Here is a 24081-nt window from a genome sequence, read left to right as displayed (position 1 = left end):
TAACTCGATACCCGTCATATTTCATGAAGGTACCACTTCGCGATGAAGTATGACGAGTATGAAAGAGTGATGCGGATACAAAGGAGTAACTATGTTTCATCTCGATACTTTAGCAACGCTTGTTGCCGCAACGCTGACGTTGCTGCTCGGGCGTAAGTTGGTCCATTCCGTCTCCTTTTTGAAGAAATACACCATACCGGAACCTGTTGCGGGTGGTTTGTTGGTGGCGCTGGCGCTACTGGTACTGAAAAAAAGCATGGGCTGGGAAGTCAACTTTGATATGTCCCTGCGCGATCCGTTAATGCTGGCTTTCTTCGCCACCATTGGCCTGAACGCCAACATTGCCAGTCTGCGCGCTGGTGGGCGTGTGGTTGGTATTTTCCTGATTGTGGTTGTTGGCCTATTGGTGATGCAAAATGCCATTGGCATTGGTATGGCTAGCCTGTTAGGGCTTGATCCACTGATGGGGCTGCTGGCCGGTTCTATTACGCTTTCGGGCGGTCACGGTACGGGTGCTGCCTGGAGTAAATTGTTCATTGAACGTTATGGCTTCACCAATGCGACGGAAGTGGCGATGGCCTGTGCAACGTTCGGTTTGGTGCTGGGCGGCTTGATTGGCGGTCCGGTGGCGCGCTATCTGGTGAAACACTCCACCACACCGAACGGTATTCCGGATGACCAGGAAGTCCCGACGGCGTTCGAAAAGCCGGATGTGGGCCGCATGATCACCTCGCTGGTGCTGATTGAAACTATCGCGCTGATTGCTATCTGCCTGACGGTGGGGAAGATCGTTGCGCAACTTTTGGCTGGCACTGCTTTTGAACTGCCGACCTTCGTCTGTGTACTGTTTGTTGGCGTGATTCTGAGCAACGGTCTGTCAATGATGGGCTTTTACCGCGTCTTTGAGCGTGCGGTATCCGTGCTTGGTAACGTAAGCCTGTCGTTGTTCCTGGCGATGGCGCTGATGGGGCTGAAACTATGGGAGCTGGCTTCGCTGGCGCTGCCGATGCTGGCGATTCTGGTGGTACAGACCATCTTCATGGCGTTGTATGCCATTTTCGTCACCTGGCGCATGATGGGTAAAAACTACGATGCGGCAGTGCTGGCAGCGGGTCACTGTGGTTTTGGCCTTGGTGCAACGCCAACGGCAATCGCCAACATGCAGGCAATCACCGAACGTTTTGGCCCGTCGCACATGGCGTTCCTGGTCGTGCCGATGGTTGGTGCGTTCTTTATTGATATCGTTAACGCGCTGGTGATTAAACTGTATTTGATGTTGCCGATTTTTGCGGGTTAATTGATGAAGCGGCGGTAGAAGTGCCGCCGCAACAAAGACAAAAGCCTGATATGCTTCGCTTATCAAGTCTGCGTATTGATTCACAATTTATTGAATTTGTAGTTTTTTTGTAGGACGGATAAGGCGTTCACGCCGCATCCGGCAGGAAGGTAGGGTAACCTGAAATGGCGGTTTCTCACCGCCGCCTTTTACGCATTTGAGTAACGTTCTGTTTCTGGCATCCAGCGTTCTATCAGGGCTTTTGCCTGCTGTGGGTAACGTTCGTGGATATGGCGTGCCAGGCGCTGAACTTCCGGGATCATCGCCTGATCGCGCAGTAAATCTGCCACTTTAAATTCGGCATTCCCTGTCTGACGCGTACCTAGTAGCTCACCTGGGCCGCGTATCTCCAAATCTTTCTGTGCAATCACAAAACCGTCGTTGCTGTCGCGCAGCACTTGCAGGCGAATTTGCGCCGTTTTAGAAAGCGGTGTTTTGTAGAGCAACACGCAGTGAGAAGCCACCGCGCCACGACCTACACGCCCGCGCAGCTGGTGTAACTGCGCCAGACCCAGACGCTCAGGGTTTTCGATAATCATCAGGCTGGCGTTAGGCACATCAACGCCGACTTCAATAACGGTCGTGGCAACCAGCAGGTGTAACTCGCCTTGTTTAAATGATGCCATGACGGCCTGCTTCTCGGCTGGTTTCATCCGTCCGTGTACCAGACCAACATTCAACTCTGGTAGCGCCAGTTTCAACTCTTCCCAGGTAGCTTCCGCCGCCTGTGCTTCCAGTAATTCTGATTCTTCAATGAGTGTGCACACCCAGTACGCCTGACGCCCTTCAGTCATACAGGCGTGGCGCACGCGGTCGATAATGTCGTTGCGGCGGGTATCCGGGATAGCCACCGTCGTCACAGGCGTACGACCTGGCGGTAACTCATCTATCACCGAGGTATCGAGATCGGCATATGCAGTCATTGCCAGCGTGCGGGGGATCGGCGTGGCGGTCATGATCAACTGATGCGGATGGAAGCCCTGCTGCTGGCCTTTCTCCCATAACGCCAGACGCTGATGCACGCCAAAACGATGCTGTTCGTCGATGATCACCAGCGCCAGGCCGTTAAACTGCACCTGTTCCTGGAAGATGGCGTGTGTACCGACAATCATCTGCACCTGACCGCTGGCGATGGCTTCCTGCTGTGCCAGTCGTGCTTTACCTTTCTGTTTACCGGCGAGCCAGCCCACTTCGATACCGAGCGGAGCAAACCAGTTACGGAAGTTATTGGCGTGCTGCTCGGCGAGTAATTCGGTTGGTGCCATCAATGCCACCTGTTTGCCGTGCGCAATCGCACGCAACGCGGCGAGGGCGGCGACCAGCGTTTTACCGGAACCTACATCGCCCTGCACCAGGCGCATCATCGGCACATCCAGCGCCATATCGCGCTCGATCTCCGCCACCACGCGTGCCTGTGCGCCCGTTGGCTTGAACGGTAAGGCTGCGAGGAGTTTATTTTTCAGCGCGTCATTGGCGCTCAGCGGCTGGGCATGAAAACGCTGTGCTCCGGCACGTAAGGCTAACATGCTGAGGTTATGCGCCAGCAACTCTTCCAGAATCAGCCGGCGTTGTGCCGGATGCTGCCCGGTTTCGAGATCGCTAAGCTGTAGCGTCGGCGGCGGGCGGTGCAAAGTGCGCAACGCTTCCGGTAGCGTCATCATTCCTTGTGACAGTTCCGGCGGCAGGAGTTCTTCAATGGCGCAGGTGTCGAGCAGATCCAGCGCCTGGTCGGTTAATTTACGCAGCGTGGCCTGCTTTACGCCTTCCGTAGTTGGGTAAACCGGCGTTAGCGTTTCCTGCAACTCTGGCATACTGAGATCGCCCTGCACGCGGTATTCCGGGTGGATCATCTCTGCACCGTATTTACCGCGCTTTGCTTCTCCATAGGCCAGCACACGGCGGCCCGTCGCCAGGCTATTTTTCATTGCCGCGTTGAAATTGAAAAAGCGCATGGTGAGAATGCCGGAACCGTCGCTGATCTGGCAGGTCATCATCCGCCGACCGCCGAAGGAGATATTGCAATTCAGTACTTCGCCTCCCACCGTGGCATAAACGCCCGGCAGTAGTTCACCGATGGGGTAGAGATGGGTGCGATCTTCGTAGCGCAGAGGAAGGTGTAAGAGTAAATCCTGCACGGTATGCAGGTTGATTTTCGCCAGCTTATTACTTTGCGCCGCGCCAACGCCCGTTAGCGAACTGAGCGGAACAGCATCTAACAGGCGACCTTTCATGGCGCTTACCCTGCTGCCTGCATAGTGGCCCACCAGTCGGCATCAGCTTCAATTTCGCCTTGCTGATTAACGTGGGGGTAAGGTAGGCCTTTGCGTTTTGCGACTTTCGCCAGCACCGGATAGCCGCCTTCAAACAGCAGGCGTTGTTGCTCTGCTTCCGGCAACATGCTGTTTTCACGCAGATACATACCTGCGTTTTGCCGCTGGCGCTGGGCTTCGTAAAGAATGAGGGCTGAGGCAACGGAAACATTCAGCGACTGCACCATACCGATCATCGGTATAATGATGTCCCGATCCGCCAGGGCTAACGCTTCCTGAGTGATGCCCGTTTTCTCCTGACCCATCAAAATACAGGTCGGGCGGGTGTAATCAATTTCGCGGAAATCGACAGCGTTATCAGAAAGATGGGTTGCCAGAATCTGCATGCCCTGGCCTTTCAGATGAGCAACGGCATCGCCAATGGTGCGGTGTGTTTTCACCTGCACCCAACTGTTGCTGCCAGCCGCAGCCGAAGCCATGGTGCGCATCCGACTGCCAGGCCAGACAGCATGAACTTCATGTACGCCAACGGCATCTGCAGTACGAATAATCGCAGAAACGTTATGAGGTTTGTGGACCTGCTCCATGCAGACGGTCAGATCAGGCTGCCGCCTGGCGAGCATTTCGCAGATGCGTGCATAACGTGTTGGGTTCATAAAACATTAATTTCGGTTTCGGGTGACTTTAATCACGTCTGGCATCACGCGGATTTTGCGCATGATATTCGCCAGATGCACACGGTCACGGGCGGTCAGACGAATAAAGGCGCTGTAGACGCGACCATCTTTCTCTTCCGTATTCAAACTTTGAATATTCGAGGTCGTGGTGTTAATAGCCGCCGTCAGGTTTGCCAGCGCGCCCTGATGATTGAACATCTCCACCTTGATTTCGGTGATGAACTCCTGCGCCGTCTCTTTATCCCATTCTACAGCCATAAACTTCTCTGGCTCTTTCTGGTAGCCACGGATGTTACGACAGGATTCATGGTGGATCACCAGACCTTTACCGGGGCTGACGTGGGCGATAATCGGGTCGCCAGGAATGGGGCGGCAGCATTTCGCAAAGGTGATCAACACGCCATCAGCACCTTTAATTGGCAGATGTCCGTGACTTTGGGTCGCCGGTGGAATTGAGGCGTCCCCATGTTGCAGATTTTTCGCGACCACCACGCTCATCGCGTTGCCAAGACCAATTTCCGCCAGCAGATCGTCAAGCGTTGCCAGCTTCATGCGGTCCAGCTCGCGCTGAATATTTTCCGGCGGGATTTCATTGAGCTTACGGCTGCCACCCAACGCATGATTGAGCAGACGACGGCCCAGGCTTACAGAATCATCACGCTTGAGGTTTTTCAGCAACTGACGAATTTTGGCGCGCGCTTTCGAGCTAACGACAAAGTTCAGCCATGCGGCATTCGGGCGAGCGCCCGGTGCGGTAATGATTTCAACGGTTTGGCCACTGGAGAGCGGCTGCGACAGCGGGTAAGGCTGACGGTCGACGCGAGCGCCCACGCAGGCATGACCGATATCAGTATGCACTGCATAAGCGAAGTCGACAGGTGTGGCACCGGCAGGCAGCTCGACAATACGCCCTTCCGGTGTGAAAACGTAAATCTCATCCGGGAAGAGATCGGATTTAACGCTCTCGATAAATTCAAATGAGCTACCGGCACTCTGTTGCAGCTCCAGCAGGCTTTGCATCCAGCGCTGGGCGCGAATTTGTGCGGTAGTACTGGTTTCGCCGTGCTCTTTATAAGCCCAGTGCGCGGCAACACCCATCTCTGCCATCTGATCCATATCTTCGGTACGGATCTGGACCTCAACCGGCACACCGTGCGGGCCAATCATCGAGGTGTGCAAAGACTGATAGCCGTTCGCTTTTGGAATGGCGATGTAGTCTTTCACGCGACCCGGACGCGGCTTGTACAGGCTATGCATTTGCCCGAGCACGCGATAACAGGTGTCGGAATCATTGACGATCACGCGGAAGGCGTAGATGTCCATGATTGAGTGAAAACGCTGCTCTTTGAGCACCATTTTGCAGTAGATCGAATAAAGATGCTTCTCGCGACCACTGACGCGGCACGGTATTCCCGCTTCCTGCAAACGCCCTTCGATTTCCGAGAGGATTTTTTGGATCATCTCTTTACGGTTGCCGCGAGCGGCTTTCACCACTTCTTTGATTACGCGGTAACGGTTGGGATACAGCGCCTCAAAACCCAGCTCTTCGAGTTCGGTTTTAATGTGGTGGATACCTAAACGGTGTGCCAGCGGGCTGTAAATTTCGAGGGTTTCACGGGCGATGCGGCGACGTTTGTCCGGGCGAAGTGAGCCCAGAGTGCGCATGTTGTGGGTACGGTCGGCAAGTTTGATGAGAATGACGCGGATATCCTGCACCATCGCCATAATCATCTTGCGAAAGTTTTCGGCCTGCGCCTCTTTCTTATCGCGGAACTTGAGTTTATCAAGTTTCGACACCCCCTCTACCAGCTCGGCGACGCTTTTACCAAAAAGCTGTTCCATGTCCTGGTAGGTGGCGGGTGTATCTTCAATCACGTCATGCAGCAGCGCCGCCATTAGCGTTTCATAGTCGAGTTTCATCTCGGCCAGAATGCAGGCAACCGCTACCGGGTGCGTGATATAGGGTTCACCGCTTGAACGTGTTTGCCCCTCGTGAGCATCACGTGCAACGAGATACGCCTGCCGCAGACGCTTGATTTGGTCTTCCGGCAGGTAGGTTTGAATCAGTTGATTCAGGCTTTCAAACAGATACAAGGGCGACCCGCTTTGTGATTAACGACGACCTTCAGCAATAGCGGTAACGGCTTGTAATTCAGCGGCTTCCTGCTCTTGCTGTTCCTGGCGTTCGCGAACGTCGAGGATCTGGTTGTTGATCAGACCTTCTTCGATTTCGCGCAGCGCGATTACTGTGGTTTTATCGTTTTCTTCCGGTACCAGCGGATCCTTTCCGCCTACCTGCATCTGACGAGCGCGACGCGCGGCGACCAGTACCAGGTCAAAACGGTTACCAATTTTCTCTACAGCGTCCTGAACAGTTACGCGTGCCATACTTAAAAAGCTCCACAGGTGAAGAAATGACTGGGCATGATACTGAAATCAGGTTCAGTCTGCCAACAATTTGCTGATTAAAGCGTCATGACGCTGCTTTTGGCGGCTCATGCGCAGACGTTCGGCGCGAATAATGGTCTTCAAATCGGTCAACGCGGTATCGAAGTCATCATTCACAATCAGGTAATCATATTCGGCGTAATGGCTCATTTCTGCAACAGCTTGCGCCATACGCTTTGCAATGACCTCTTCGCTGTCCTGACCGCGACCGCGTAGACGGCGGTCCAGTTCAATTTTGGACGGCGGTAAAATAAAGATACTCCGCGCGTGCGGCATCTTCTGGCGAATTTGCTGCGCGCCCTGCCAGTCGATATCGAGAAAAACATCGACACCGGTCGCCAGTACTTGCTCAATGGCCTCACGCGAAGTGCCATAGTAATTACCAAAAACTTCTGCGTGTTCCAGGAACGCATCTCTGCTAATCATTTCTTTAAATTCATCATGATTAACAAAGAAATAATGTTCACCGTGGACTTCACCAGGACGCGGTTGGCGTGTGGTGTGTGAAACAGAAACCTGGGTGTCATACAACGGTTGGGTTTTTAATAAAGCCTGAATTAGGCTGGATTTACCCGCGCCACTGGGGGCAGAAACAATATAAAGCGTGCCTTGAGCCATGAGTATCTTTCGTATGTGATTAGCGAAATAAAGCCTACATACGAGCTTATTATACACGGCGCGGCCATGTGACGTAGCCCTTGCTCACACTTTTTGCGCAAAGTTGTTGCGTTTTGCGTAGCTGCTTCCGCATTTGCCTGTGATTCACTGCAATAAAGACGATTCTCAGGAAGCGTCCTCGCAGACTCCGTTTTTGCCACTCGGCTTTGCTTTCATCACGTTGTATATCTGCCTGACTATCTACAGCGGAGGTGATGATGAAAGTATGGATGGCGATATTAATAAGTATCTTGTGCTGGCAATCATCGGCGTGGGCGGTCTGTCCGGCCTGGTCGCCAGCCAGAGCACAGGAAGAAATTTCCCGCCTGCAACAGCAAATAAAACAGTGGGACGATGACTACTGGAAGGAAGGGAAAAGTGAGGTAGAAGACGGTGTTTACGATCAGTTAAGCGCCCGTCTTACACAGTGGCAACGCTGTTTTGGGAACGAGACCCGCGACGTGATGATGCCGCCTTTAAACGGTGTGGTTATGCATCCGGTTGCCCATACGGGTGTACGCAAAATGGCGGATAAAAACGCATTAAGTCTGTGGATGCGCGAACGTAGCGATCTTTGGGTTCAGCCAAAAGTTGATGGCGTTGCGGTAACCCTGGTTTATCGGGACGGGAAACTGAACAAAGCAATTAGTCGCGGCAATGGCCTGAAAGGCGAGGACTGGACGCAGAAAGCTCGCTTAATTTCCGCTGTGCCGCAAACCGTTAGCGGGCCTTTAGCTAACAGTACGCTTCAGGGGGAAATATTTCTCAAACGCGAGGGGCATATCCAACAACAAATGGGGGGAATAAATGCCCGCGCAAAAGTTGCTGGTCTGATGATGCGCCAGGACGATAGCGACACGCTGAATTCATTGGGCGTTTTTGTCTGGGCATGGCCGGATGGACCGCAGTTAATGACCGATCGTTTAAAAGAGCTGGCTACCGCTGGTTTTACTCTAGCGCAGACGTATACCCGTGCGGTGAAAAATGCTGATGAAGTTGCGCGCGTACGCAATGAGTGGTGGAAAGCGAAATTACCCTTCGTCACCGATGGCGTGGTTGTGCGAGCGGCGAAAGAACCCGAATCCCGCCATTGGCTACCAGGCCAGGCAGAGTGGCTGGTGGCCTGGAAATATCAACCTGTAGCTCAGGTTGCCGAAGTGAAGGCGATTCAGTTTGCGGTGGGCAAGAGCGGTAAAATCTCGGTGGTTGCGTCACTTGTGCCTGTCATGTTGGATGATAAAAAAGTTCAGCGGGTGAATGTTGGTTCCGTCAGACGCTGGCAGGAGTGGGATATTGCGCCTGGTGATCAGATCCTCGTCAGCCTTGCCGGGCAGGGTATTCCTCGCATTGATAATGTGGTCTGGCGCGGTACAGAACGCACAAAACCGACACCACCAGAAAACCGCTTTAACTCGTTGACCTGCTACTTTGCTTCTGATGTTTGTCGGGAACAGTTCATTTCACGCTTAGTCTGGCTGGGGTCAAAACAGGTTCTGGGGCTGGATGGCATTGGTGAGGCTGGCTGGCGCGCGCTGCATCAGACTCATCGCTTTGAGCATATCTTTTCCTGGCTTTTATTAACGCCAGAGCAATTACAGAACACGCCGGGGATCGCGAAAAGTAAAAGCACACAGTTATGGCATCAGTTTAATCTGGCTCGTAAGCAGCCTTTTACTCGCTGGGTGATGGCAATGGGAATACCACTAACCCGGGCGGCGCTTAACGCCAGTGATGAACGGTCCTGGTCGCAACTTTTATTTAGCACAGATCAGTTCTGGCAGCAGTTGCCGGGGACTGGATCGGGGCGCGCCAGACAGGTTATTGAATGGAAGGAAAATGCGCAAATCAAGAAGCTGGGCAGTTGGCTGGCTGCCCAGCAGATCACAGGTTTTGAACCTTAGTGACCTTCGTGGCTGTAGTAAAAGACCGGTAATCCCAGCTTAAGACGTAGCGCCAGTAAACGGGCAAAAAAGCCGAATACCAGGGTGGAGATAATCACCACATCATGGTTAGAAACATAGTGTTGCAGCGCGATGTACAGCACGGCGGAGGCAAATGAGACACCGGCATACAACTCTTTCTGGAATACCAGTGGGATGCGTTTACAGAACATATCGCGCAAAACGCCGCCAAATACGCCGGTCGTCACAGCTGCGACAACGGCAATGATCGGGCCGTGTCCCATATCCAGTGCAACCTGTGCGCCAATGATAGAAAAAACTACCAGTCCGAGCGCATCGAGCACCAGAAACACTTTGCGCAGGTAAGGCATTACAGGAGCAACAATAGTGGTGAGTACTGCGGCGGTAGCGACGATAATCACATATTCCGGGTGTTTGACCCAGCCGAGCGGATAGTGGCCCAGCAGAATATCGCGCACTGACCCTCCGCCAATTGCCGTGGCGGTCGCAATAATAATTACGCCAAATGTATCCATGCGCCGTCGTCCGGCCGCCAGCGCCCCCGTCATGGCTTCGGCAGTAATGCCAACCAAATACAAAATGTGTAACAGCATGGTTCTCTCCCTAAAAATCTGTCTGGCAGGGTAGCGATTTGTGCGCATTGTCACGATTGAGATTTTTTAAGGTGAGAGGGAATTGATAACTTGTAGTTATGTGAAATTGTTATTTTCTGTAGTGTGAATGCATTATTCTGATTTCGTGATGAGTAAAATGCATTAGAAAAAGTATGGAGTAATTAAACGTGAGGACGAAACTATATGCGTAGCGCCGCTGTAATTTACAACGGCCTACGGAGATATGTTGTTTACTCAATATTCTGGATTTGCTCGCGCATCTGCTCAATCAACACTTTCAGCTCGATGGCAGAGTTTGTCACTTCGGCATTGATAGACTTCGAGGCCAGGGTGTTTGACTCGCGGTTGAACTCCTGCATCATAAAGTCCAGACGACGACCAACGGCTTCTTTTTTCTTCAGAATGTTGTAGGTCTCTTTAACATGCGCTTCGAGGCGGTCCAGCTCTTCGGCAACGTCAATTCGTTGTGCCAGCAGAACCAACTCCTGCTCCAGACGGTTGTTCTCCAACTGAACCTGAGCATCTTCCAGCTTAGCGACCAGACGCTCACGCTGCCATTGCAGGATTTCCGGCATATGGGCGCGGACTTTGACCACTTCGGCGGTAACGCCTTCCAGACGCTGCTCGATCAATGCTTTCAGCGCCTGACCTTCGGTTTCGCGCGCGATGATAAAGTCGTCCAGCGTACCATCCAGCGCCGCGAGAATTTCAGCAGCAATCGCGTCGAGATCCTGCTCCTGGGCTGCCATCACGCCTGGCCAACGGAGAATATCAACCGGGTTGATTTCCCCTTCGTCACTCTGCATTTTTACCCAGTTCGCGGCAGTTACCAGCTGTTTAGCCAGTTTTTCGTTGAGGATCAGCTCACCTTGTGCGCTGACATCTGGCTCATAGCGCAGGGTACATTCCACTTTACCACGCGTCAGGCGAGAACGAATACGCTCGCGAACGACAGGTTCAAGGCTACGGAACTGCTCCGGCAGACGAAAGTAAGTTTCCAGATAACGCTGGTTTACCGAGCGCATTTCCCAGGTTGCGCTCCCCCATTCACCCTTGATTTCACGCCGGGCGTAGGCGGTCATACTGCGGATCATAGACGTTCCTGTTTATAAAAGGAGAGGTGGAAGGATTATAGCCATCGATGCCTTGTCAGGATAGGAATAACCGCCGGAAGTCCGTATAATGCGCAGCCACATTTGTTTCAAGCCGGAGATTTCAATATGCGTCCAGCAGGCCGTAGCAATAATCAGGTGCGTCCCGTTACCCTGACTCGTAACTATACAAAACATGCAGAAGGCTCGGTGCTGGTCGAATTTGGCGATACCAAAGTATTATGTACCGCCTCTATTGAAGAAGGCGTGCCCCGCTTCTTGAAAGGTCAGGGCCAGGGCTGGATCACCGCAGAATATGGTATGCTGCCGCGTTCTACTCATACCCGTAATGCCCGTGAAGCGGCGAAGGGTAAGCAGGGCGGCCGCACGATGGAAATCCAGCGTCTGATCGCTCGTGCATTGCGCGCCGCAGTAGATTTGAAAGCCCTCGGTGAGTTTACTATTACGCTGGACTGCGACGTACTTCAGGCTGATGGCGGCACCCGCACTGCTTCTATCACCGGTGCTTGTGTTGCACTAGCCGATGCCCTGAATAAACTGGTTGAAAATGGCAAGCTGAAAACCAACCCGATGAAAGGGATGGTAGCCGCGGTTTCTGTCGGGATTGTGAACGGCGAAGCGGTTTGCGATCTGGAATACGTTGAAGACTCTGCCGCTGAAACGGACATGAACGTGGTGATGACCGAAGACGGGCGCATCATTGAAGTGCAGGGAACGGCAGAAGGCGAGCCGTTTACCCATGAAGAGCTACTCACCTTGTTGGCGCTGGCCCGAGGGGGAATCGAATCCATTGTAGCGACGCAGAAGGCGGCGCTGGCAAACTGATTTTTAAGGCGACTGATGAGTCGCCTTTTTTTTTGTCTGTAGAAAAGTAAGATGAGGAGCGAAGGCATGAAAGCATATCAGCGCCAGTTTATTGAATTTGCGCTTGGCAAGCAGGTGTTAAAGTTTGGCGAGTTTACGCTGAAGTCCGGGCGCAAAAGCCCCTATTTCTTCAACGCCGGGCTGTTTAATACCGGGCGCGATCTGGCACTGTTAGGCCGTTTTTACGCTGAAGCATTGGTGGATTCCGGCATTGAGTTCGATCTGCTGTTTGGCCCTGCTTACAAAGGGATCCCAATTGCCACTACTACCGCTGTGGCGCTGGCGGAGCATCATGACCTGGACCTGCCGTACTGCTTTAACCGCAAAGAAGCAAAAGATCACGGTGAAGGCGGCAATCTGGTCGGTAGCGCATTACAAGGACGCGTAATGCTGGTGGATGATGTGATCACCGCCGGAACGGCGATTCGCGAGTCGATGGAAATTATTCAGGCCAATGGCGCGACGCTTGCTGGCGTATTGATTTCGCTCGATCGTCAGGAGCGTGGTCGCGGCGAGATTTCGGCAATTCAGGAAGTTGAGCGTGATTACAACTGCAAAGTGATCTCTATCATCACCCTGAAAGACCTGATTGCTTACCTCGAAGAGAAGCCAGAAATGGCGGAACATCTGGCGGCGGTTAAGGCCTACCGCGAAGAGTTTGGCGTTTAATAATATGCGTTGCGCAGGTTTTTTAGAGCGCGCAGCGTGATGCGCTTTAAGATATCGTGTTAATCTGCTTTCGCCAGCAGTGGCAATAGCGTTTCCGGCCTTTTGTGCCGGGAGGGTCGGCGAGTCGCCGACTTAACGCCAGTAGTTTGTCTATATACCCAAAGCCGCTTCATTGTACTTAAGTACGCTTCGCGTACGTCGCGCTGATGCGCTCAGTACAGTTACGCGCCTTCGGGATGGTTTGATGGTATTGCTGCTGTTGGCGCCTCTTTTGGCCGCCGTGATGTGGAGAGTGGAATGGATGCTACCCGGATAACCCTTCTGGCGCTCGATTTGTTCGGCTCGCCGGGCTGGAGCGCCGATAAAGAAATACAGCGGCTGTATGCGCTCAGTAATCATGCCGGACGCCATTACCGACGCATTATTCTTTCTAAACGCCACGGTGGTCAGCGGCTGGTGTTAGCCCCTGATTACTTGCTCAAAACCGTACAGCGCAACATTCTTAAGAACGTCCTTTCACAATTTCCACTTTCCTCTTTTGCTACCGCCTACCGGCCGGGTTGCCCAATCGTCAGCAATGCGCAGCCTCACTGCCAACAGCCGCAGATCCTGAAACTCGATATCGAAAACTTTTTCGATAGCATTAGCTGGTTACAGGTCTGGCGTGTGTTTTGCCAGGCCCAGTTGCCACGCAATGTGGTAACCATGCTGACCTGGCTTTGTTGCTATAACGACGCGTTACCGCAGGGGGCACCAACTTCGCCTGCCATTTCCAATCTTGTGATGCGCCGTTTTGATGAGCGCATAGGGGAATGGTGTCAGGCTCGGGGAATTACCTACACCCGCTACTGCGATGACATGACCTTTTCCGGTCACTTCAATGCCCGCCTGGTTAAAAATAAAGTGTGCGGATTGTTAGCGGAGCTGGGCCTGAACCTCAATCAACGCAAAAGCTGCCTGGTCGCGGCCTGTAAGCGCCAGCAAGTAACCGGGATTGTTGTTAATCACAAACCACAACTCGCCCGCGAAGTGCGGAGGGCACTGCGTCAGGAAGTACATTTGTGCCAAAAATATGGCGTCATTTCGCATCTTAGTCGTCGTGGTGAGCTTGATTCTTCTGGCGATCTTCATGCACAGGCAACGGCGTATCTTTATGCTTTGCAGGGAAGAATAAACTGGTTATTGCAAATCAATCCTGAGGATGAGGCCTTTAAACAGGCGAGGGTGAGTGTAAAGCGAATGCTGGTGGCATGGTAAGAAAAGCGTCAGGCAGACGTTTCTGCCTGAACGTTTGGGAGAATTACTGCAACTGCGCAGCAATTAGCGGCCAGCGGGCGTCAAAGTCATCCGTCGGGCGGTATTTAAACTCGCTGCGGACAAAGCGTGACAGCATACCTTCACAGAAGGCCAGGATCTGGCTTGCCAGCAGGGTTTCGTCGGTGGTGTAACCTTCACCCTCACGCATTCTCTTTTCACGCAATACCTGACGCAACTGCGCTTCAATACGCTCGAATAGCTGGTTGATGCGCCCTTGCAGGCGATCCTGTTCAAACATTAGTGCATGACCAGTGAGGATGCGGGTCAGGCCAGGATTACGCTCACCAAAACCGAGAAGCAGCAACACAATCAGACGCAGGCGCGCTGTGGTGTCTTTCTCATCTTTCAGAATCAGATTGATGCGAGTAATCAGGCTATCTTCGATAAACTCAATCAGGCTATCGAACATGCGGGTCTTACTGGGGAAGTGGCGATACAGTGCCGCTTCGGAAACGCCGACAGAGGCGGCCAGTTTTGCCGTCGTGATACGTTGGCTTCCATCGCTGGATTCCAGCATCAGCGCCAGAGACTGAAGTATTTCCTCGCGACGGTTCCTTTTCGCAGTTTGTTTTTCTGCCATGTTACAAAATACCCCTGAAAATAAGCACTTGCCAGGCGGCACCCACGCTATGACCGCAAACGAAATGTTTGCGGCTATGTTATGACGTTATTCGGATGCGTATGTGTTACTGACGACCAGAGTGACCAAAGCCGCCTTCACCGCGGTCGGTGGCGTCGAAATCTTCCACCAGATTAAATTCAGCCTGTACTACCGGAACAAAAATCATCTGGGCGATGCGTTCGCCAGGTTGAATGGTGAAGCTGTCCTGACCACGGTTCCACACGGAAATCATCAACTGGCCCTGATAGTCAGAATCGATCAATCCTACCAGGTTACCAAGCACGATACCGTGCTTATGTCCCAATCCGGAGCGCGGCAGCATCATTGCCGCCAGTGAAGGATCGGCAATATGAATCGCCAGCCCGGTCGGAACCAGCGTAGTGTCACCCGGAGCCAGTTCTACGGCGTCGTCGAGACAGGCACGCAGGTCAAGTCCGGCAGAGCCAGAGGTGGCATAAGTCGGGAGCGGAAATTCCTTCCCAACGCGCGGGTCCAGAATCTTAACGTCGATTTTTTTCATCATAACGGGTCACGATCTCGTCGAGTAATAATTGGCCAAGGAGCTCTTTGCGCTCAAGCGGTAAGACTTTATCTCCGTCCTGCCAGAAAAGGTGTAATGCGTTGTTGTCGCTGTTAAATCCTTGAGTTGGCTGGGAAACATCGTTCGCGCAGATCAGATCAAGGTTTTTACGGATACGTTTTTGCCGGGCGTATTCTTCCACATTATTTGTTTCGGCGGCAAATCCAACGACGTAGGGTCGATGGTCTTTTAGTGCGGCAACGCCTGCGACGATATCGGGGTTTTTAACCATTTTTATTGTTAATTCATCACCCTGCGTGGCCTGCTTTTTGATTTTCTCTGGGGCCACGGTAGCTGCGCGATAATCCGCCACGGCGGCGCAACCGATAAAAATATTTTGCTGCTGTACAGAAGCATTCACGGCCGCTTCCATTTCCAGCGCAGTTATCACATCAACACGTTTAACAAACGGTGGCGTCGGTAGCGAAACCGGACCTGATACCAGTGTGACGTTCGCGCCACGACGGGCAGCAGCAGCAGCGATAGCAAACCCCATCTTGCCGGAGCTGTGATTAGAGATATAACGCACCGGGTCAAGCGGTTCACGCGTCGGACCGGCGGTAATCATAATGTTCAGATGTTTCAGGTCGTTGACGGGCGAAAAATGGGCTACCGCCATATCCACAATGGTTAATGGATCGAGCATTCGCCCCGGGCCGATATCACCACAAGCCTGACTGCCGCTGTCTGGCCCCCAGATGAGCAAACCACGCGAGGCAAGCACCTCTAAATTATGCTGGGTGGCGGCGGCACGGTACATCTGCTGGTTCATGGCGGGGAGCACGGCAACAGGCGCAGGTGTAGCCAGGCAAATTGTTGATACCAGGTCATTCGCCATTCCGGCGGCAACGCGAGCAATCAAATCCGCCGTGGCAGGGGCGAGAATCACTAAATCAGCCCATTTACCCAGCTCAATATGGCCCATAGCGGCTTCGGCTGCCGGGTCCAGCAGACTGTCGGAAACGGGATAACCCGAAACTGCCTGCAAGCTAAGTGGGGTGATAAAGGCTTTTGCCGCTTCGGTCATGGCTACGCGGACGTCGGCCCCGCGATCGCGCAAACGACGCACCAGTTCAGGGGTTTTATAGGCAGCAATGCCGCCGCTAACGCCGAGAACGATTTTTTTACCGGCCAGGCTCATGATGATTTTTCCTGTTGGGTGACACCAGAAGTTGGCGATTTTATCACAATACTTTTGTTGTCGTGCCTTCACCTGAAAATCACTTTGCGAGGCGCTTTCCAGGATTGAAAACTGACCGTCGATTTAACGGAACGGCTATGACAGGATGCGAGCACCACAAAGGAGGTGAAGGTGAAAAACAATGCACAGCTGTTGATGCCGCGCGAAAAAATGCTGAAGTTTGGCATTGGTGCGTTAACGGATGTTGAGCTGCTGGCGCTATTTCTGCGTACCGGAACGCGCGGTAAAGATGTATTAACCCTGGCAAAAGAGATGCTGGAGAATTTCGGCTCTCTTTATGGCTTGTTAACCTCTGAATATGAACAATTTAGCGGTGTTCATGGAATTGGTGTGGCGAAGTTCGCTCAGTTAAAGGGGATTGCTGAACTGGCGCGGCGTTACTACAACGTGCGGATGCGTGAAGAAAGCCCTTTACTCAGCCCGGAGATGACGAGGGAATTTTTACAACGCCAGCTCACGGGCGAGGAGCGGGAGATCTTTATGGTGATCTTTCTCGACTCCCAACACAGGGTTATAACGCATAGCCGTCTTTTTTCCGGCACGCTAAACCATGTTGAAGTCCATCCTCGGGAAATTATCCGCGAAGCGATAAAAATAAACGCCTCGGCGCTGATCCTTGCACATAATCACCCTTCGGGTTGTGCTGAACCCAGTAAAGCGGATAAACTCATCACCGAACGGATAATAAAAAGTTGTCAGTTCATGGATTTACGCGTGCTCGACCATATCGTGATTGGGCGTGGAGAGTATGTTTCTTTTGCCGAACGCGGCTGGATTTAACCCGCTATGCGCGATCCTTCGGGATCTTTGTCTGTTCGGGACTTGAGCACATCGCTGAGTCAGCGTATACTACGCCACCTTTGAGAATCTCGGGTTTGGCATTTGGGCCTGGCAATCGAGAGTTCACATAGAACTGCGATGACCGGGCTGTAAAGCCTGACGAGGCGCCAATACCCCATACGAAGCTCGAGCTAATTTGATTTTTGGAGAATAGACATGTCCCGAGTCTGCCAAGTTACTGGCAAGCGTCCGGTGACCGGTAACAACCGTTCCCACGCACTGAACGCGACTAAACGCCGTTTCCTGCCGAACCTGCACTCTCACCGTTTCTGGGTTGAGAGCGAGAAGCGTTTTGTCACCCTGCGCGTATCTGCTAAAGGTATGCGTGTAATCGATAAAAAAGGCATCGATACAGTTCTGGCTGAACTGCGTGCCCGTGGCGAAAAGTACTAAGTACTTAGAGGAAATAAATCATGGCTAAAGGTATTCGTGAGAAAATCAAGCTGGTTTCTTCTGCTGGTACTGGTCACTTCTATACCACTACGAAGAACAAACGTACTAAGCCGGAAAAACTGGAACTGAAAAAATTCGATCCAGTTGTTCGCCAGCACGTGATCTACAAAGAAGCGAAAATCAAATAATTCTCGCTTTGATGTAACGAAAAACCTCGCTCCGGCGGGGTTTTTTGTTATCTGCTTGCCCCCATATTGACTGCATCTGTTCATTCCCGGAGATGCTATGCCTGAATTACCCGAAGTTGAAACCAGCCGACGCGGCATCGAACCGCATCTCGTTGGTGCAACCATTCTTCATGCGGTGGTGCGCAACGGTCGCTTGCGCTGGCCGGTTTCAGAAGAGATCTACCGTTTAAGCGACCAACCAGTGCTTAGCGTGCAGCGCCGGGCTAAATATCTGCTGCTGGAGCTGCCTGAGGGCTGGATTATCATTCATTTGGGGATGTCTGGCAGCCTGCGCATCCTTTCAGAAGAACTTCCTCCCGAAAAGCATGACCATGTTGATTTGGTGATGAGCAACGGCAAAGTGCTACGCTACACCGATCCGCGCCGTTTTGGTGCCTGGCTGTGGACCAAAGAGCTGGAAGGGCATAATGTGCTGGCCCACCTTGGACCGGAGCCGCTTAGCGACGATTTCAACGGTGAGTACCTGCATCAGAAGTGCGCGAAGAAAAAAACGGCGATTAAACCGTGGCTGATGGATAACAAGCTGGTGGTAGGCGTAGGGAATATCTATGCCAGCGAATCTCTGTTTGCGGCGGGGATCCATCCGGATCGGCTGGCGTCATCACTGTCACTGGCAGAGTGTGAATTGTTAGCTCGGGTGATTAAAGCGGTGTTGCTGCGTTCGATTGAGCAGGGCGGTACAACGCTGAAAGATTTTCTGCAAAGTGATGGTAAACCGGGCTATTTCGCTCAGGAATTGCAGGTCTACGGGCGAAAAGGCGAGCCGTGTCGGGTGTGCGGTACGCCGATTGTGGCGACGAAACATGCACAACGGGCGACGTTTTATTGTCGGCAGTGCCAGAAGTAATTGATGCGCGCCGGATGGCATACCATCCGGCATAAACGCTACGCTAATTTTGCCATCAATGCCTGATGGACATTCTCTGGCAGGAAATGGGTGACATCGCCCTGATGGCGCGCCACCTCTTTCACCAACGATGAAGAGATAAACGACCACTCTTTCGAAGGCATCAGAAACACACTTTCCAGTTCCGGCATTAAGTGGCGATTCATATGCGCCAGCTGCATTTCATATTCAAAATCCGCCACCGCACGCAGGCCACGAATCAGCACCGTAGCGTGTTGATTGCGGGCGAAGTTCGCCATCAAATCACTAAACCCGACCACTTCCACGTTCCCCAGATGCGCGGTTGCCTGCTGTGCCAGATCCACACGCTCTTCCAGGGTAAACATCGGTTTTTTACTGGGGCTGGCGGCAATCGCCAGAATAACGTGATCGAACATTTGCGTGGCGCGCGTCACGATATCGATATGACCATTGGTAATGGGATCGAAAGTACCCGGATAAATCGCCCGTTTTTGCATAACAACCTCAATGCGTTTTCGGTGGCAGGTAAGGTTCCAGCAGTTGAAGCAGACGCTGTAGCGCGCCCTGGTTTTGATACAGCACTTCAACGGCATGACGGCCATAGAAACTACGGTAATCGGCGTCGGTGAGTAAAGAGGAAACCTCTTTTGCAAGCGTAGTGGCATCGGTGACGGTAATCAGCCCGCTTGCCTGCTCCAGCCGTGCGCAAATATCTTTAAAGTTAAAGGTATGCGGTCCCATCAATACCGGAATAGCGTGTGCGGCGGCTTCCAGTGGATTATGCCCACCACGTTCAACCAGTGAACCACCAACAAAGGCGAGATCGGCAATACCGTACAGCAACATCAACTCGCCCATCGTATCGCCAACCACAACCTGCGTGCTAGTGGAAGGGACTTCCCCTGAAGAGCGTGTGATATAGCTTAGCCCAGCCTGGCGGACAAGGTTAATCGCATCCGGGAAGCGTTCCGGGTGACGTGGTACCAGGATGAGCAATAAGTTCGGGAATTGCTGTAACAATGCCTGATGTGCGGCAATGACCACACTCTCTTCGCCTTCGTGAGTGCTGGTGGCAATCCATACCGGGCGATGAGGTGCCCACTGGCGGCGCAGCGTTACTGCTTTGGCAGCCAACTGCGGCGTGACAGAGATATCGAATTTCAGGCTACCAGTGATGGTCACCTGATTATTTTTTGCACCCAGCGCCACAAAACGTGCACCATCTTCTTCATTTTGGGCGGCAATCAGCGTAATTCGACGTAGCAAGCGACGGACGAATTTGCCCAGTTTGGCATAACCTGCGGCAGAGCGTGCAGAGAGTCGCGCGTTAGCGATCACCAACGGAATTTTACGTTTATGTAGCGCCGCAATCAGGTTAGGCCATAGCTCGGTTTCCATAATCAACACCAGTTTGGGGTCGACTTTATTCAGGAAACGATTAAGCGCATCGGGTAGATCGTAAGGCAGATAAACGTGCTGAACATCCTTACCGAACGCAGATTGTACGCGTTCCGAACCGGTTGGCGTCATGGTGGTGACGGTAATCGGTAAATCAGGATAACGATGACGCAGCGCGCGCACCAATGGGATCGCCGCCAGCGTTTCACCAACGGAGACGGAGTGCAGCATAATGCCGCCTGGTTTTAGCGGATGGCGGTAAAAACCGTAACGTTCACCCCAGCGTTTTCGATAGGCCGGAGCCTTACGTCCGCGCACCCAGAGCCGTATCCAGATCAGCGGCTGAATAAGGTAGAGAAGGGCGGTGTAAAGCAATTCGAGCATAGTAAATAGCTGACTTATGGATGTGCTGGGGATTCTATGTATTTAGCTGTGGCTTTACCATTACTTTTCCCGTTTTTGACTTAAATAGCCTCTGTTTGAGCTGATCTGCCGCTAGATCTTCATTTTTTTTGTATTCTTATACGATTCATTGAATTTTAGCCAGGATTGCAAATTTACATCGACAATATCTGGATTCGCTGTATGCGGGATTTTATCTATATGATTTTTATAATTAAAACATATTTTGTGTATAAAAATCATTCGGGTCGGATTGCTGCGAAAGAAATGATACACTAGCGCGTCAAAGTAAGTGCGTTATCAGTATTCGGGTAGCTGTTGAGCCTGGGGCGGTAGCGTGCTTTTTTCTGCTTAACTTAACCAGACAATCACACAAAAGAGTCGCTAGTGGAAAAGCCATTTCGAAAAATCCTGGTCATAAAGATGCGATATCACGGAGATATGTTATTAACTACTCCTGTAATCAGTACACTCAAGCAGAATTATCCCGACGCAAAAATCGATATGCTGCTTTACCAGGATACAATTCCGATTTTATCTGAAAACCCAGAAATTAATGCACTCTATGGTATAAGCAATAAAGGTGCGGGAACATTCGATAAAATTAAAAATGCACTTTCACTGATAAAAACTCTGCGTGCGAATAATTACGACCTGGTCATTAATCTTACGGATCAGTGGATGGTGGCCCTGCTGGTACGTTGTTTACCTGCTCGTATGAAAATATCGCAGCTTTATGGTCATCGGCAGCATGGCATTTGGAAAAAAAGCTTTACACACTTAGCACCTATACACGGTACACATATTGTTGAACGTAATTTGTCGGTCCTTGAGCCATTAGGTATTACCGATTTTTATACTGAAACAACAATGAGTTATGCTGATGATTGCTGGAAGAAAATGCGCCAGGAATTAGATGCACTGGGCGTGAAAGATCATTACGTCGTTATCCAGCCGACAGCCCGACAGATATTTAAGTGCTGGGACAACGATAAATTTTCTATGGTTATCGATGCGTTGCAACATCGTGGTTATCAGGTTGTGCTGACTTGTGGCCCTTCGGCAGATGATCTCGCTTGCGTAGATGAAATTGCACGAGGCTGCCAAACAAAACCTATTACCGGCCTTGCCGGTAAAACACGTTTTCCTGAACTGGGCGCATTAATTGATCATGCAGTGCTCTTTATTGGTGTGGATTCTGCGCCGGGGCATATTGCGGCGGCTGTGAAGACGCCAGTTATTAGCCTGTTTGGGGCCACTGATCATGTATTCTGGCGTCCATGGACCGATAATATAATTCAGTTCTGGGCGGGGAATTATCAGAAAATGCCGACCCGGCACGAACTTGACCGCAACAAAAAATATCTTTCTGTTATTCCAGCGAAGGATGTCATTGCCGCTACGGAAAAGCTGTTGCCAGAAGATGCACCTTCAGCTGACAGGAATGCACAATTATGATCGTGGCATTTTGCTTATATAAATATTTTCCATTTGGTGGGCTACAGCGTGACTTTATGCGTATAGCGTCAACAGTTGCCGCACGGGGCCACCATGTTCGGGTATATACACAGTCGTGGGAAGGCGATTGCCCGGAAGCATTTGAGCTTATTCGCGTACCGGTTAAATCCCATACTAACCATGGACGTAATGCAGAATATTATGCCTGGGTTCAAAACCATCTGAAGGCACATCCCGCTGATCGCGTTGTTGGATTTAATAAGATGCCAGGGTTGGATGTTTATTTTGCCGCTGATGTTTGTTACGCCGAGAAAGTTGCGCAAGAAAAAGGTTTTTTCTATCGTTTAACATCACGCTATCGCCATTATGCTGCATTTGAGCGAGCGACGTTCGAACATGGTAAACCGACAAAACTCATGATGCTGACCGATAAGCAAATCGCCGATTTCCAGAAGCATTATCAAACTGAATCTGAACGTTTTCAAATTCTTCCACCTGGTATCTACCCGGACAGAAAATACAGCGCGCAAATCCCAAACAGTCGTGAAATATATCGCCAGAAAAATGGCGTAACTGAACAACAAAACTTATTGCTACAGGTTGGATCAGATTTTGGCCGTAAAGGTGTGGATCGCTCAATTGAAGCTTTGGCATCGTTACCAGAATCGTTACGCCATAATACGTTGTTGTTTGTTGTTGGCCAGGATAAACCACGTAAATTTGAAGCGCTGGCAGAAAAACTCGGTGTGGGTAGTAATGTGCATTTCTTCTCCGGTCGCAATGATGTGTCAGAATTAATGGCAGCCGCTGATTTATTACTGCATCCCGCTTATCAGGAAGCCGCGGGTATCGTTCTTCTTGAAGCGATCACTGCTGGATTACCTGTTTTAACAACAGCGGTATGTGGGTACGCACATTATATTGCGGATGCTAATTGTGGAACGGTCATCGCTGAACCTTTCTCCCAGGAACTATTAAATGACGTTTTACGCAAAGCGTTAACTCAATCTCCATTGCGCATGGCCTGGGCGGAGAATGCTCGGTATTACGCCGATACTCAGGATTTGTATAGCTTGCCGGAGAAAGCGGCAGATATCATTACAGGTGGTTTAGATGGTTGAATTAAAAGAGCCACTTGCCACACTCTGGCGTGGTAAAGATGCCTTTGCAGAAGTTAAAAAGCTGAATGGCGAGGTCTTTCGTGAACTCGAGACGCGTCGCACATTACGCTTTGAACTGGCCGGGAAAAGCTATTTCCTCAAGTGGCACAAAGGGACGACTTTAAAAGAAATTATAAAAAACCTGCTCTCATTGCGGATGCCCGTTTTAGGCGCAGACAGAGAGTGGCACGCTATTCATCGACTGCATGATGTCGGTGTTGATACGATGCACGGAATAGGGTTTGGTGAAAAAGGGTTAAATCCATTAACTCGCACATCATTTATTATTACCGAAGATCTAACTCCCACAATTAGCCTTGAAGATTATTGTGCAGATTGGGCGGTCAGCCCGCCTGATGTACATATTAAGCGTATGCTGATCGCGCGTGTGGCAACCATGGTGCGCAAAATGCACGCCGCAGGGATAAATCACCGCGACTGTTATATTTGCCACTTTTTGCTCCATTTGCCATTTACTGGCCGGGAAGATGAGTTAAAAATTTCGGTAATAGACCTGCATCGCGCGCAGATACGGGCAAAAGTACCATTTCGTTGGCGGGATAAAGATTTGATTGGTTTATATTTCTCATCAATGAATATTGGTCTGACGCAGAGAGATATTTGGCGATTTATGAAGGTTTATTTTGGGATGCGTTTACGTAACATATTGTCTCTTGAACAGAATTTATTGAACATGGCAAGTGTTAAGGCCGAGCATATTAAAGAGCGAACACAACGCAAAGGATTATAAAAATATTTATCAGTATGTACTGGAACTAACTTTATTATGACTATTTATTTTATAAATTGGGTTGCAGATTATGAATTAAAGATGATCCAGTACTTGAAAAAAAAGTACATGATAAAAAACATAACAACTCCAAAAAAATACAACTGGATTAATAAGAAAATCTCAAAAATAGGGATGGACAATGCATGGCTTGGACGATTATTCATCAAGCGTTACCTCAATGATATTAAAAAAGATGACATAATTATCATTAATGACAGCGTTGTTAATAAAG

General features: G+C 51.1%; 24 protein-coding genes and 1 pseudogene. 13 read left to right on the top strand and 12 right to left on the bottom strand.

The window, feature by feature from the left end:
- Positions 1-91: 91 nt before the first annotated feature.
- A complete protein-coding gene (gltS, locus tag HEN33_RS14775) occupies positions 92-1297 on the top strand; it encodes a sodium/glutamate symporter (RefSeq protein WP_000468836.1) in 1206 nt (401 codons plus the stop codon).
- A 188-nt stretch (positions 1298-1485) separates the two neighbouring features.
- Here gltS and recG read toward each other — a convergent pair whose 3' ends face one another.
- From recG to gmk, 5 genes are read right to left on the bottom strand one after another with little or no spacing between them, the layout of a single operon-like run.
- Positions 1486-3567: an ATP-dependent DNA helicase RecG gene (gene recG / locus HEN33_RS14770; protein ID WP_160529789.1), complete on the bottom strand. Its 2082-nt coding sequence runs from the start codon at positions 3565-3567 to the stop codon at positions 1486-1488.
- A 5-nt stretch (positions 3568-3572) separates the two neighbouring features.
- On the bottom strand, positions 3573-4262 hold the full coding sequence (gene trmH, locus HEN33_RS14765) for a tRNA (guanosine(18)-2'-O)-methyltransferase TrmH (RefSeq protein ID WP_001070187.1): 690 nt from the start codon (positions 4260-4262) through the stop codon (positions 3573-3575).
- A gap of 6 nt (positions 4263-4268) precedes the next feature.
- Complete coding sequence (gene spoT / locus HEN33_RS14760) at positions 4269-6377, bottom strand: bifunctional GTP diphosphokinase/guanosine-3',5'-bis pyrophosphate 3'-pyrophosphohydrolase (protein WP_032185484.1); 2109 nt, start codon at positions 6375-6377, stop codon at positions 4269-4271.
- An 18-nt stretch (positions 6378-6395) separates the two neighbouring features.
- Positions 6396-6671, bottom strand: coding sequence for a DNA-directed RNA polymerase subunit omega (gene rpoZ / locus HEN33_RS14755; RefSeq protein ID WP_000135058.1), 276 nt, complete (start codon positions 6669-6671; stop codon positions 6396-6398).
- Between the two features lie 54 nt (positions 6672-6725).
- Complete coding sequence (gene gmk / locus HEN33_RS14750) at positions 6726-7349, bottom strand: guanylate kinase (RefSeq protein ID WP_001295237.1); 624 nt, start codon at positions 7347-7349, stop codon at positions 6726-6728.
- A gap of 257 nt (positions 7350-7606) precedes the next feature.
- Here gmk and ligB point away from each other — a divergent pair, with 257 nt between their 5' ends.
- On the top strand, positions 7607-9289 hold the full coding sequence (ligB, locus tag HEN33_RS14745; RefSeq protein ID WP_176263572.1) for an NAD-dependent DNA ligase LigB: 1683 nt from the start codon (positions 7607-7609) through the stop codon (positions 9287-9289).
- On the opposite strand, the gene HEN33_RS14740 is transcribed toward ligB, so the two are convergent.
- Together HEN33_RS14740 and HEN33_RS14735 are read right to left on the bottom strand one after the other, a co-directional pair.
- A complete protein-coding gene (locus HEN33_RS14740; RefSeq protein ID WP_000924289.1) occupies positions 9286-9903 on the bottom strand; it encodes a trimeric intracellular cation channel family protein in 618 nt (205 codons plus the stop codon). The genes ligB and HEN33_RS14740 overlap by 4 nt on opposite strands.
- A gap of 251 nt (positions 9904-10154) precedes the next feature.
- Positions 10155-11018 carry a YicC/YloC family endoribonuclease gene (locus tag HEN33_RS14735; RefSeq protein WP_000621326.1) on the bottom strand — a complete coding sequence of 288 codons (864 nt, stop codon included), beginning with the start codon at positions 11016-11018 and terminating at the stop codon, positions 10155-10157.
- A gap of 126 nt (positions 11019-11144) precedes the next feature.
- Here HEN33_RS14735 and rph point away from each other — a divergent pair, with 126 nt between their 5' ends.
- The 3 genes from rph (at position 11145) to HEN33_RS14720 (ending at position 13826) form a co-directional block, all read left to right on the top strand.
- Positions 11145-11861 carry a ribonuclease PH gene (rph, locus tag HEN33_RS14730; RefSeq protein ID WP_001247087.1) on the top strand — a complete coding sequence of 239 codons (717 nt, stop codon included), beginning with the start codon at positions 11145-11147 and terminating at the stop codon, positions 11859-11861.
- Positions 11862-11927: 66 nt separating this feature from the next.
- A complete protein-coding gene (gene pyrE, locus HEN33_RS14725; protein WP_176263564.1) occupies positions 11928-12569 on the top strand; it encodes an orotate phosphoribosyltransferase in 642 nt (213 codons plus the stop codon).
- Between the two features lie 297 nt (positions 12570-12866).
- Positions 12867-13826: a reverse transcriptase family protein gene (locus HEN33_RS14720; RefSeq protein ID WP_176263563.1), complete on the top strand. Its 960-nt coding sequence runs from the start codon at positions 12867-12869 to the stop codon at positions 13824-13826.
- Positions 13827-13869: 43 nt separating this feature from the next.
- Here HEN33_RS14720 and slmA read toward each other — a convergent pair whose 3' ends face one another.
- The 3 genes from slmA to coaBC all read right to left on the bottom strand — a co-directional run bounded on the left by slmA (position 13870) and on the right by coaBC (position 16229).
- Positions 13870-14466 (bottom strand): nucleoid occlusion factor SlmA, encoded by a 597-nt coding sequence (slmA, locus tag HEN33_RS14715; protein ID WP_000818601.1) that lies wholly within the window; start codon positions 14464-14466, stop codon positions 13870-13872.
- Positions 14467-14572: 106 nt separating this feature from the next.
- Entirely contained in the window at positions 14573-15031 is a 459-nt protein-coding gene (gene dut, locus HEN33_RS14710; protein ID WP_000976070.1) for a dUTP diphosphatase, read from the bottom strand.
- Positions 15009-16229, bottom strand: coding sequence for a bifunctional phosphopantothenoylcysteine decarboxylase/phosphopantothenate--cysteine ligase CoaBC (gene coaBC, locus HEN33_RS14705; protein WP_073437610.1), 1221 nt, complete (start codon positions 16227-16229; stop codon positions 15009-15011). Before coaBC ends, dut begins: the two co-directional genes overlap by 23 nt.
- A 171-nt stretch (positions 16230-16400) precedes the next feature.
- On the opposite strand from coaBC, the gene radC reads away from it, so the two are divergent.
- The 4 genes from radC (at position 16401) to mutM (ending at position 18617) form a co-directional block, all read left to right on the top strand.
- A complete protein-coding gene (radC, locus tag HEN33_RS14700) occupies positions 16401-17069 on the top strand; it encodes a RadC family protein (protein WP_176263562.1) in 669 nt (222 codons plus the stop codon).
- A 216-nt stretch (positions 17070-17285) separates the two neighbouring features.
- Positions 17286-17522 (top strand): 50S ribosomal protein L28, encoded by a 237-nt coding sequence (rpmB, locus tag HEN33_RS14695; RefSeq protein WP_000091955.1) that lies wholly within the window; start codon positions 17286-17288, stop codon positions 17520-17522.
- Positions 17523-17542: 20 nt separating this feature from the next.
- Positions 17543-17710 (top strand): 50S ribosomal protein L33, encoded by a 168-nt coding sequence (gene rpmG, locus HEN33_RS14690; protein WP_001051798.1) that lies wholly within the window; start codon positions 17543-17545, stop codon positions 17708-17710.
- A gap of 97 nt (positions 17711-17807) precedes the next feature.
- Positions 17808-18617, top strand: a complete 810-nt coding sequence (gene mutM, locus HEN33_RS14685) for a bifunctional DNA-formamidopyrimidine glycosylase/DNA-(apurinic or apyrimidinic site) lyase (protein WP_032185475.1) — start codon at positions 17808-17810, stop codon at positions 18615-18617.
- A 38-nt stretch (positions 18618-18655) separates the two neighbouring features.
- Here the strand turns inward: mutM and coaD are convergent, their stop codons facing one another.
- On the bottom strand, positions 18656-19135 hold the full coding sequence (gene coaD / locus HEN33_RS14680; RefSeq protein WP_001171870.1) for a pantetheine-phosphate adenylyltransferase: 480 nt from the start codon (positions 19133-19135) through the stop codon (positions 18656-18658).
- A gap of 7 nt (positions 19136-19142) precedes the next feature.
- A complete protein-coding gene (waaA, locus tag HEN33_RS14675; RefSeq protein WP_000891553.1) occupies positions 19143-20420 on the bottom strand; it encodes a lipid IV(A) 3-deoxy-D-manno-octulosonic acid transferase in 1278 nt (425 codons plus the stop codon).
- A 405-nt stretch (positions 20421-20825) separates the two neighbouring features.
- On the opposite strand from waaA, the gene rfaQ reads away from it, so the two are divergent.
- From rfaQ to rfaS, 4 genes and pseudogenes are all read left to right on the top strand, one after another.
- Positions 20826-21896: a lipopolysaccharide core heptosyltransferase RfaQ gene (rfaQ, locus tag HEN33_RS14670; protein WP_072271709.1), complete on the top strand. Its 1071-nt coding sequence runs from the start codon at positions 20826-20828 to the stop codon at positions 21894-21896.
- Positions 21893-23017 carry a lipopolysaccharide glucosyltransferase I gene (rfaG, locus tag HEN33_RS14665; RefSeq protein WP_176263561.1) on the top strand — a complete coding sequence of 375 codons (1125 nt, stop codon included), beginning with the start codon at positions 21893-21895 and terminating at the stop codon, positions 23015-23017. The genes rfaQ and rfaG overlap by 4 nt, the downstream gene beginning before the upstream one ends.
- On the top strand, positions 23010-23807 hold the full coding sequence (gene rfaP / locus HEN33_RS14660; RefSeq protein ID WP_176263560.1) for a lipopolysaccharide core heptose(I) kinase RfaP: 798 nt from the start codon (positions 23010-23012) through the stop codon (positions 23805-23807). The genes rfaG and rfaP overlap by 8 nt, the downstream gene beginning before the upstream one ends.
- Positions 23808-23843: 36 nt before the next feature.
- Positions 23844-24081, top strand: a pseudogene (gene rfaS, locus HEN33_RS14655) (LPS core biosynthesis protein RfaS); the annotation flags it as partial.

This window comes from Escherichia sp. 94.0001 (assembly GCF_013369155.2).
Taxonomy (GTDB): domain Bacteria; phylum Pseudomonadota; class Gammaproteobacteria; order Enterobacterales; family Enterobacteriaceae; genus Escherichia; species Escherichia coli_F.
The sequence above is the reverse complement of the archived record's forward strand: the minus strand, read 5'-3'. Positions and strand labels throughout refer to the sequence as shown.

Bases quoted from the DNA above. Each gene is read 5' to 3' on its own strand.
- gltS (WP_000468836.1), top strand. From the start codon at position 92: ATGTTTCATCTCGATACTTTAGCAACGCTTGTTGCCGCAACGCTGACG.
- recG (WP_160529789.1), bottom strand. From the start codon at position 3,567: ATGAAAGGTCGCCTGTTAGATGCTGTTCCGCTCAGTTCGCTAACGGGC.
- trmH (WP_001070187.1), bottom strand. From the start codon at position 4,262: ATGAACCCAACACGTTATGCACGCATCTGCGAAATGCTCGCCAGGCGG.
- rpoZ (WP_000135058.1), bottom strand. From the start codon at position 6,671: ATGGCACGCGTAACTGTTCAGGACGCTGTAGAGAAAATTGGTAACCGT.
- gmk (WP_001295237.1), bottom strand. From the start codon at position 7,349: ATGGCTCAAGGCACGCTTTATATTGTTTCTGCCCCCAGTGGCGCGGGT.
- ligB (WP_176263572.1), top strand. From the start codon at position 7,607: ATGAAAGTATGGATGGCGATATTAATAAGTATCTTGTGCTGGCAATCA.
- HEN33_RS14740 (WP_000924289.1), bottom strand. From the start codon at position 9,903: ATGCTGTTACACATTTTGTATTTGGTTGGCATTACTGCCGAAGCCATG.
- HEN33_RS14735 (WP_000621326.1), bottom strand. From the start codon at position 11,018: ATGATCCGCAGTATGACCGCCTACGCCCGGCGTGAAATCAAGGGTGAA.
- rph (WP_001247087.1), top strand. From the start codon at position 11,145: ATGCGTCCAGCAGGCCGTAGCAATAATCAGGTGCGTCCCGTTACCCTG.
- pyrE (WP_176263564.1), top strand. From the start codon at position 11,928: ATGAAAGCATATCAGCGCCAGTTTATTGAATTTGCGCTTGGCAAGCAG.
- HEN33_RS14720 (WP_176263563.1), top strand. From the start codon at position 12,867: ATGGATGCTACCCGGATAACCCTTCTGGCGCTCGATTTGTTCGGCTCG.
- slmA (WP_000818601.1), bottom strand. From the start codon at position 14,466: ATGGCAGAAAAACAAACTGCGAAAAGGAACCGTCGCGAGGAAATACTT.
- dut (WP_000976070.1), bottom strand. From the start codon at position 15,031: ATGATGAAAAAAATCGACGTTAAGATTCTGGACCCGCGCGTTGGGAAG.
- coaBC (WP_073437610.1), bottom strand. From the start codon at position 16,229: ATGAGCCTGGCCGGTAAAAAAATCGTTCTCGGCGTTAGCGGCGGCATT.
- rpmB (WP_000091955.1), top strand. From the start codon at position 17,286: ATGTCCCGAGTCTGCCAAGTTACTGGCAAGCGTCCGGTGACCGGTAAC.
- rpmG (WP_001051798.1), top strand. From the start codon at position 17,543: ATGGCTAAAGGTATTCGTGAGAAAATCAAGCTGGTTTCTTCTGCTGGT.
- mutM (WP_032185475.1), top strand. From the start codon at position 17,808: ATGCCTGAATTACCCGAAGTTGAAACCAGCCGACGCGGCATCGAACCG.
- coaD (WP_001171870.1), bottom strand. From the start codon at position 19,135: ATGCAAAAACGGGCGATTTATCCGGGTACTTTCGATCCCATTACCAAT.
- waaA (WP_000891553.1), bottom strand. From the start codon at position 20,420: ATGCTCGAATTGCTTTACACCGCCCTTCTCTACCTTATTCAGCCGCTG.
- rfaG (WP_176263561.1), top strand. From the start codon at position 21,893: ATGATCGTGGCATTTTGCTTATATAAATATTTTCCATTTGGTGGGCTA.
- rfaP (WP_176263560.1), top strand. From the start codon at position 23,010: ATGGTTGAATTAAAAGAGCCACTTGCCACACTCTGGCGTGGTAAAGAT.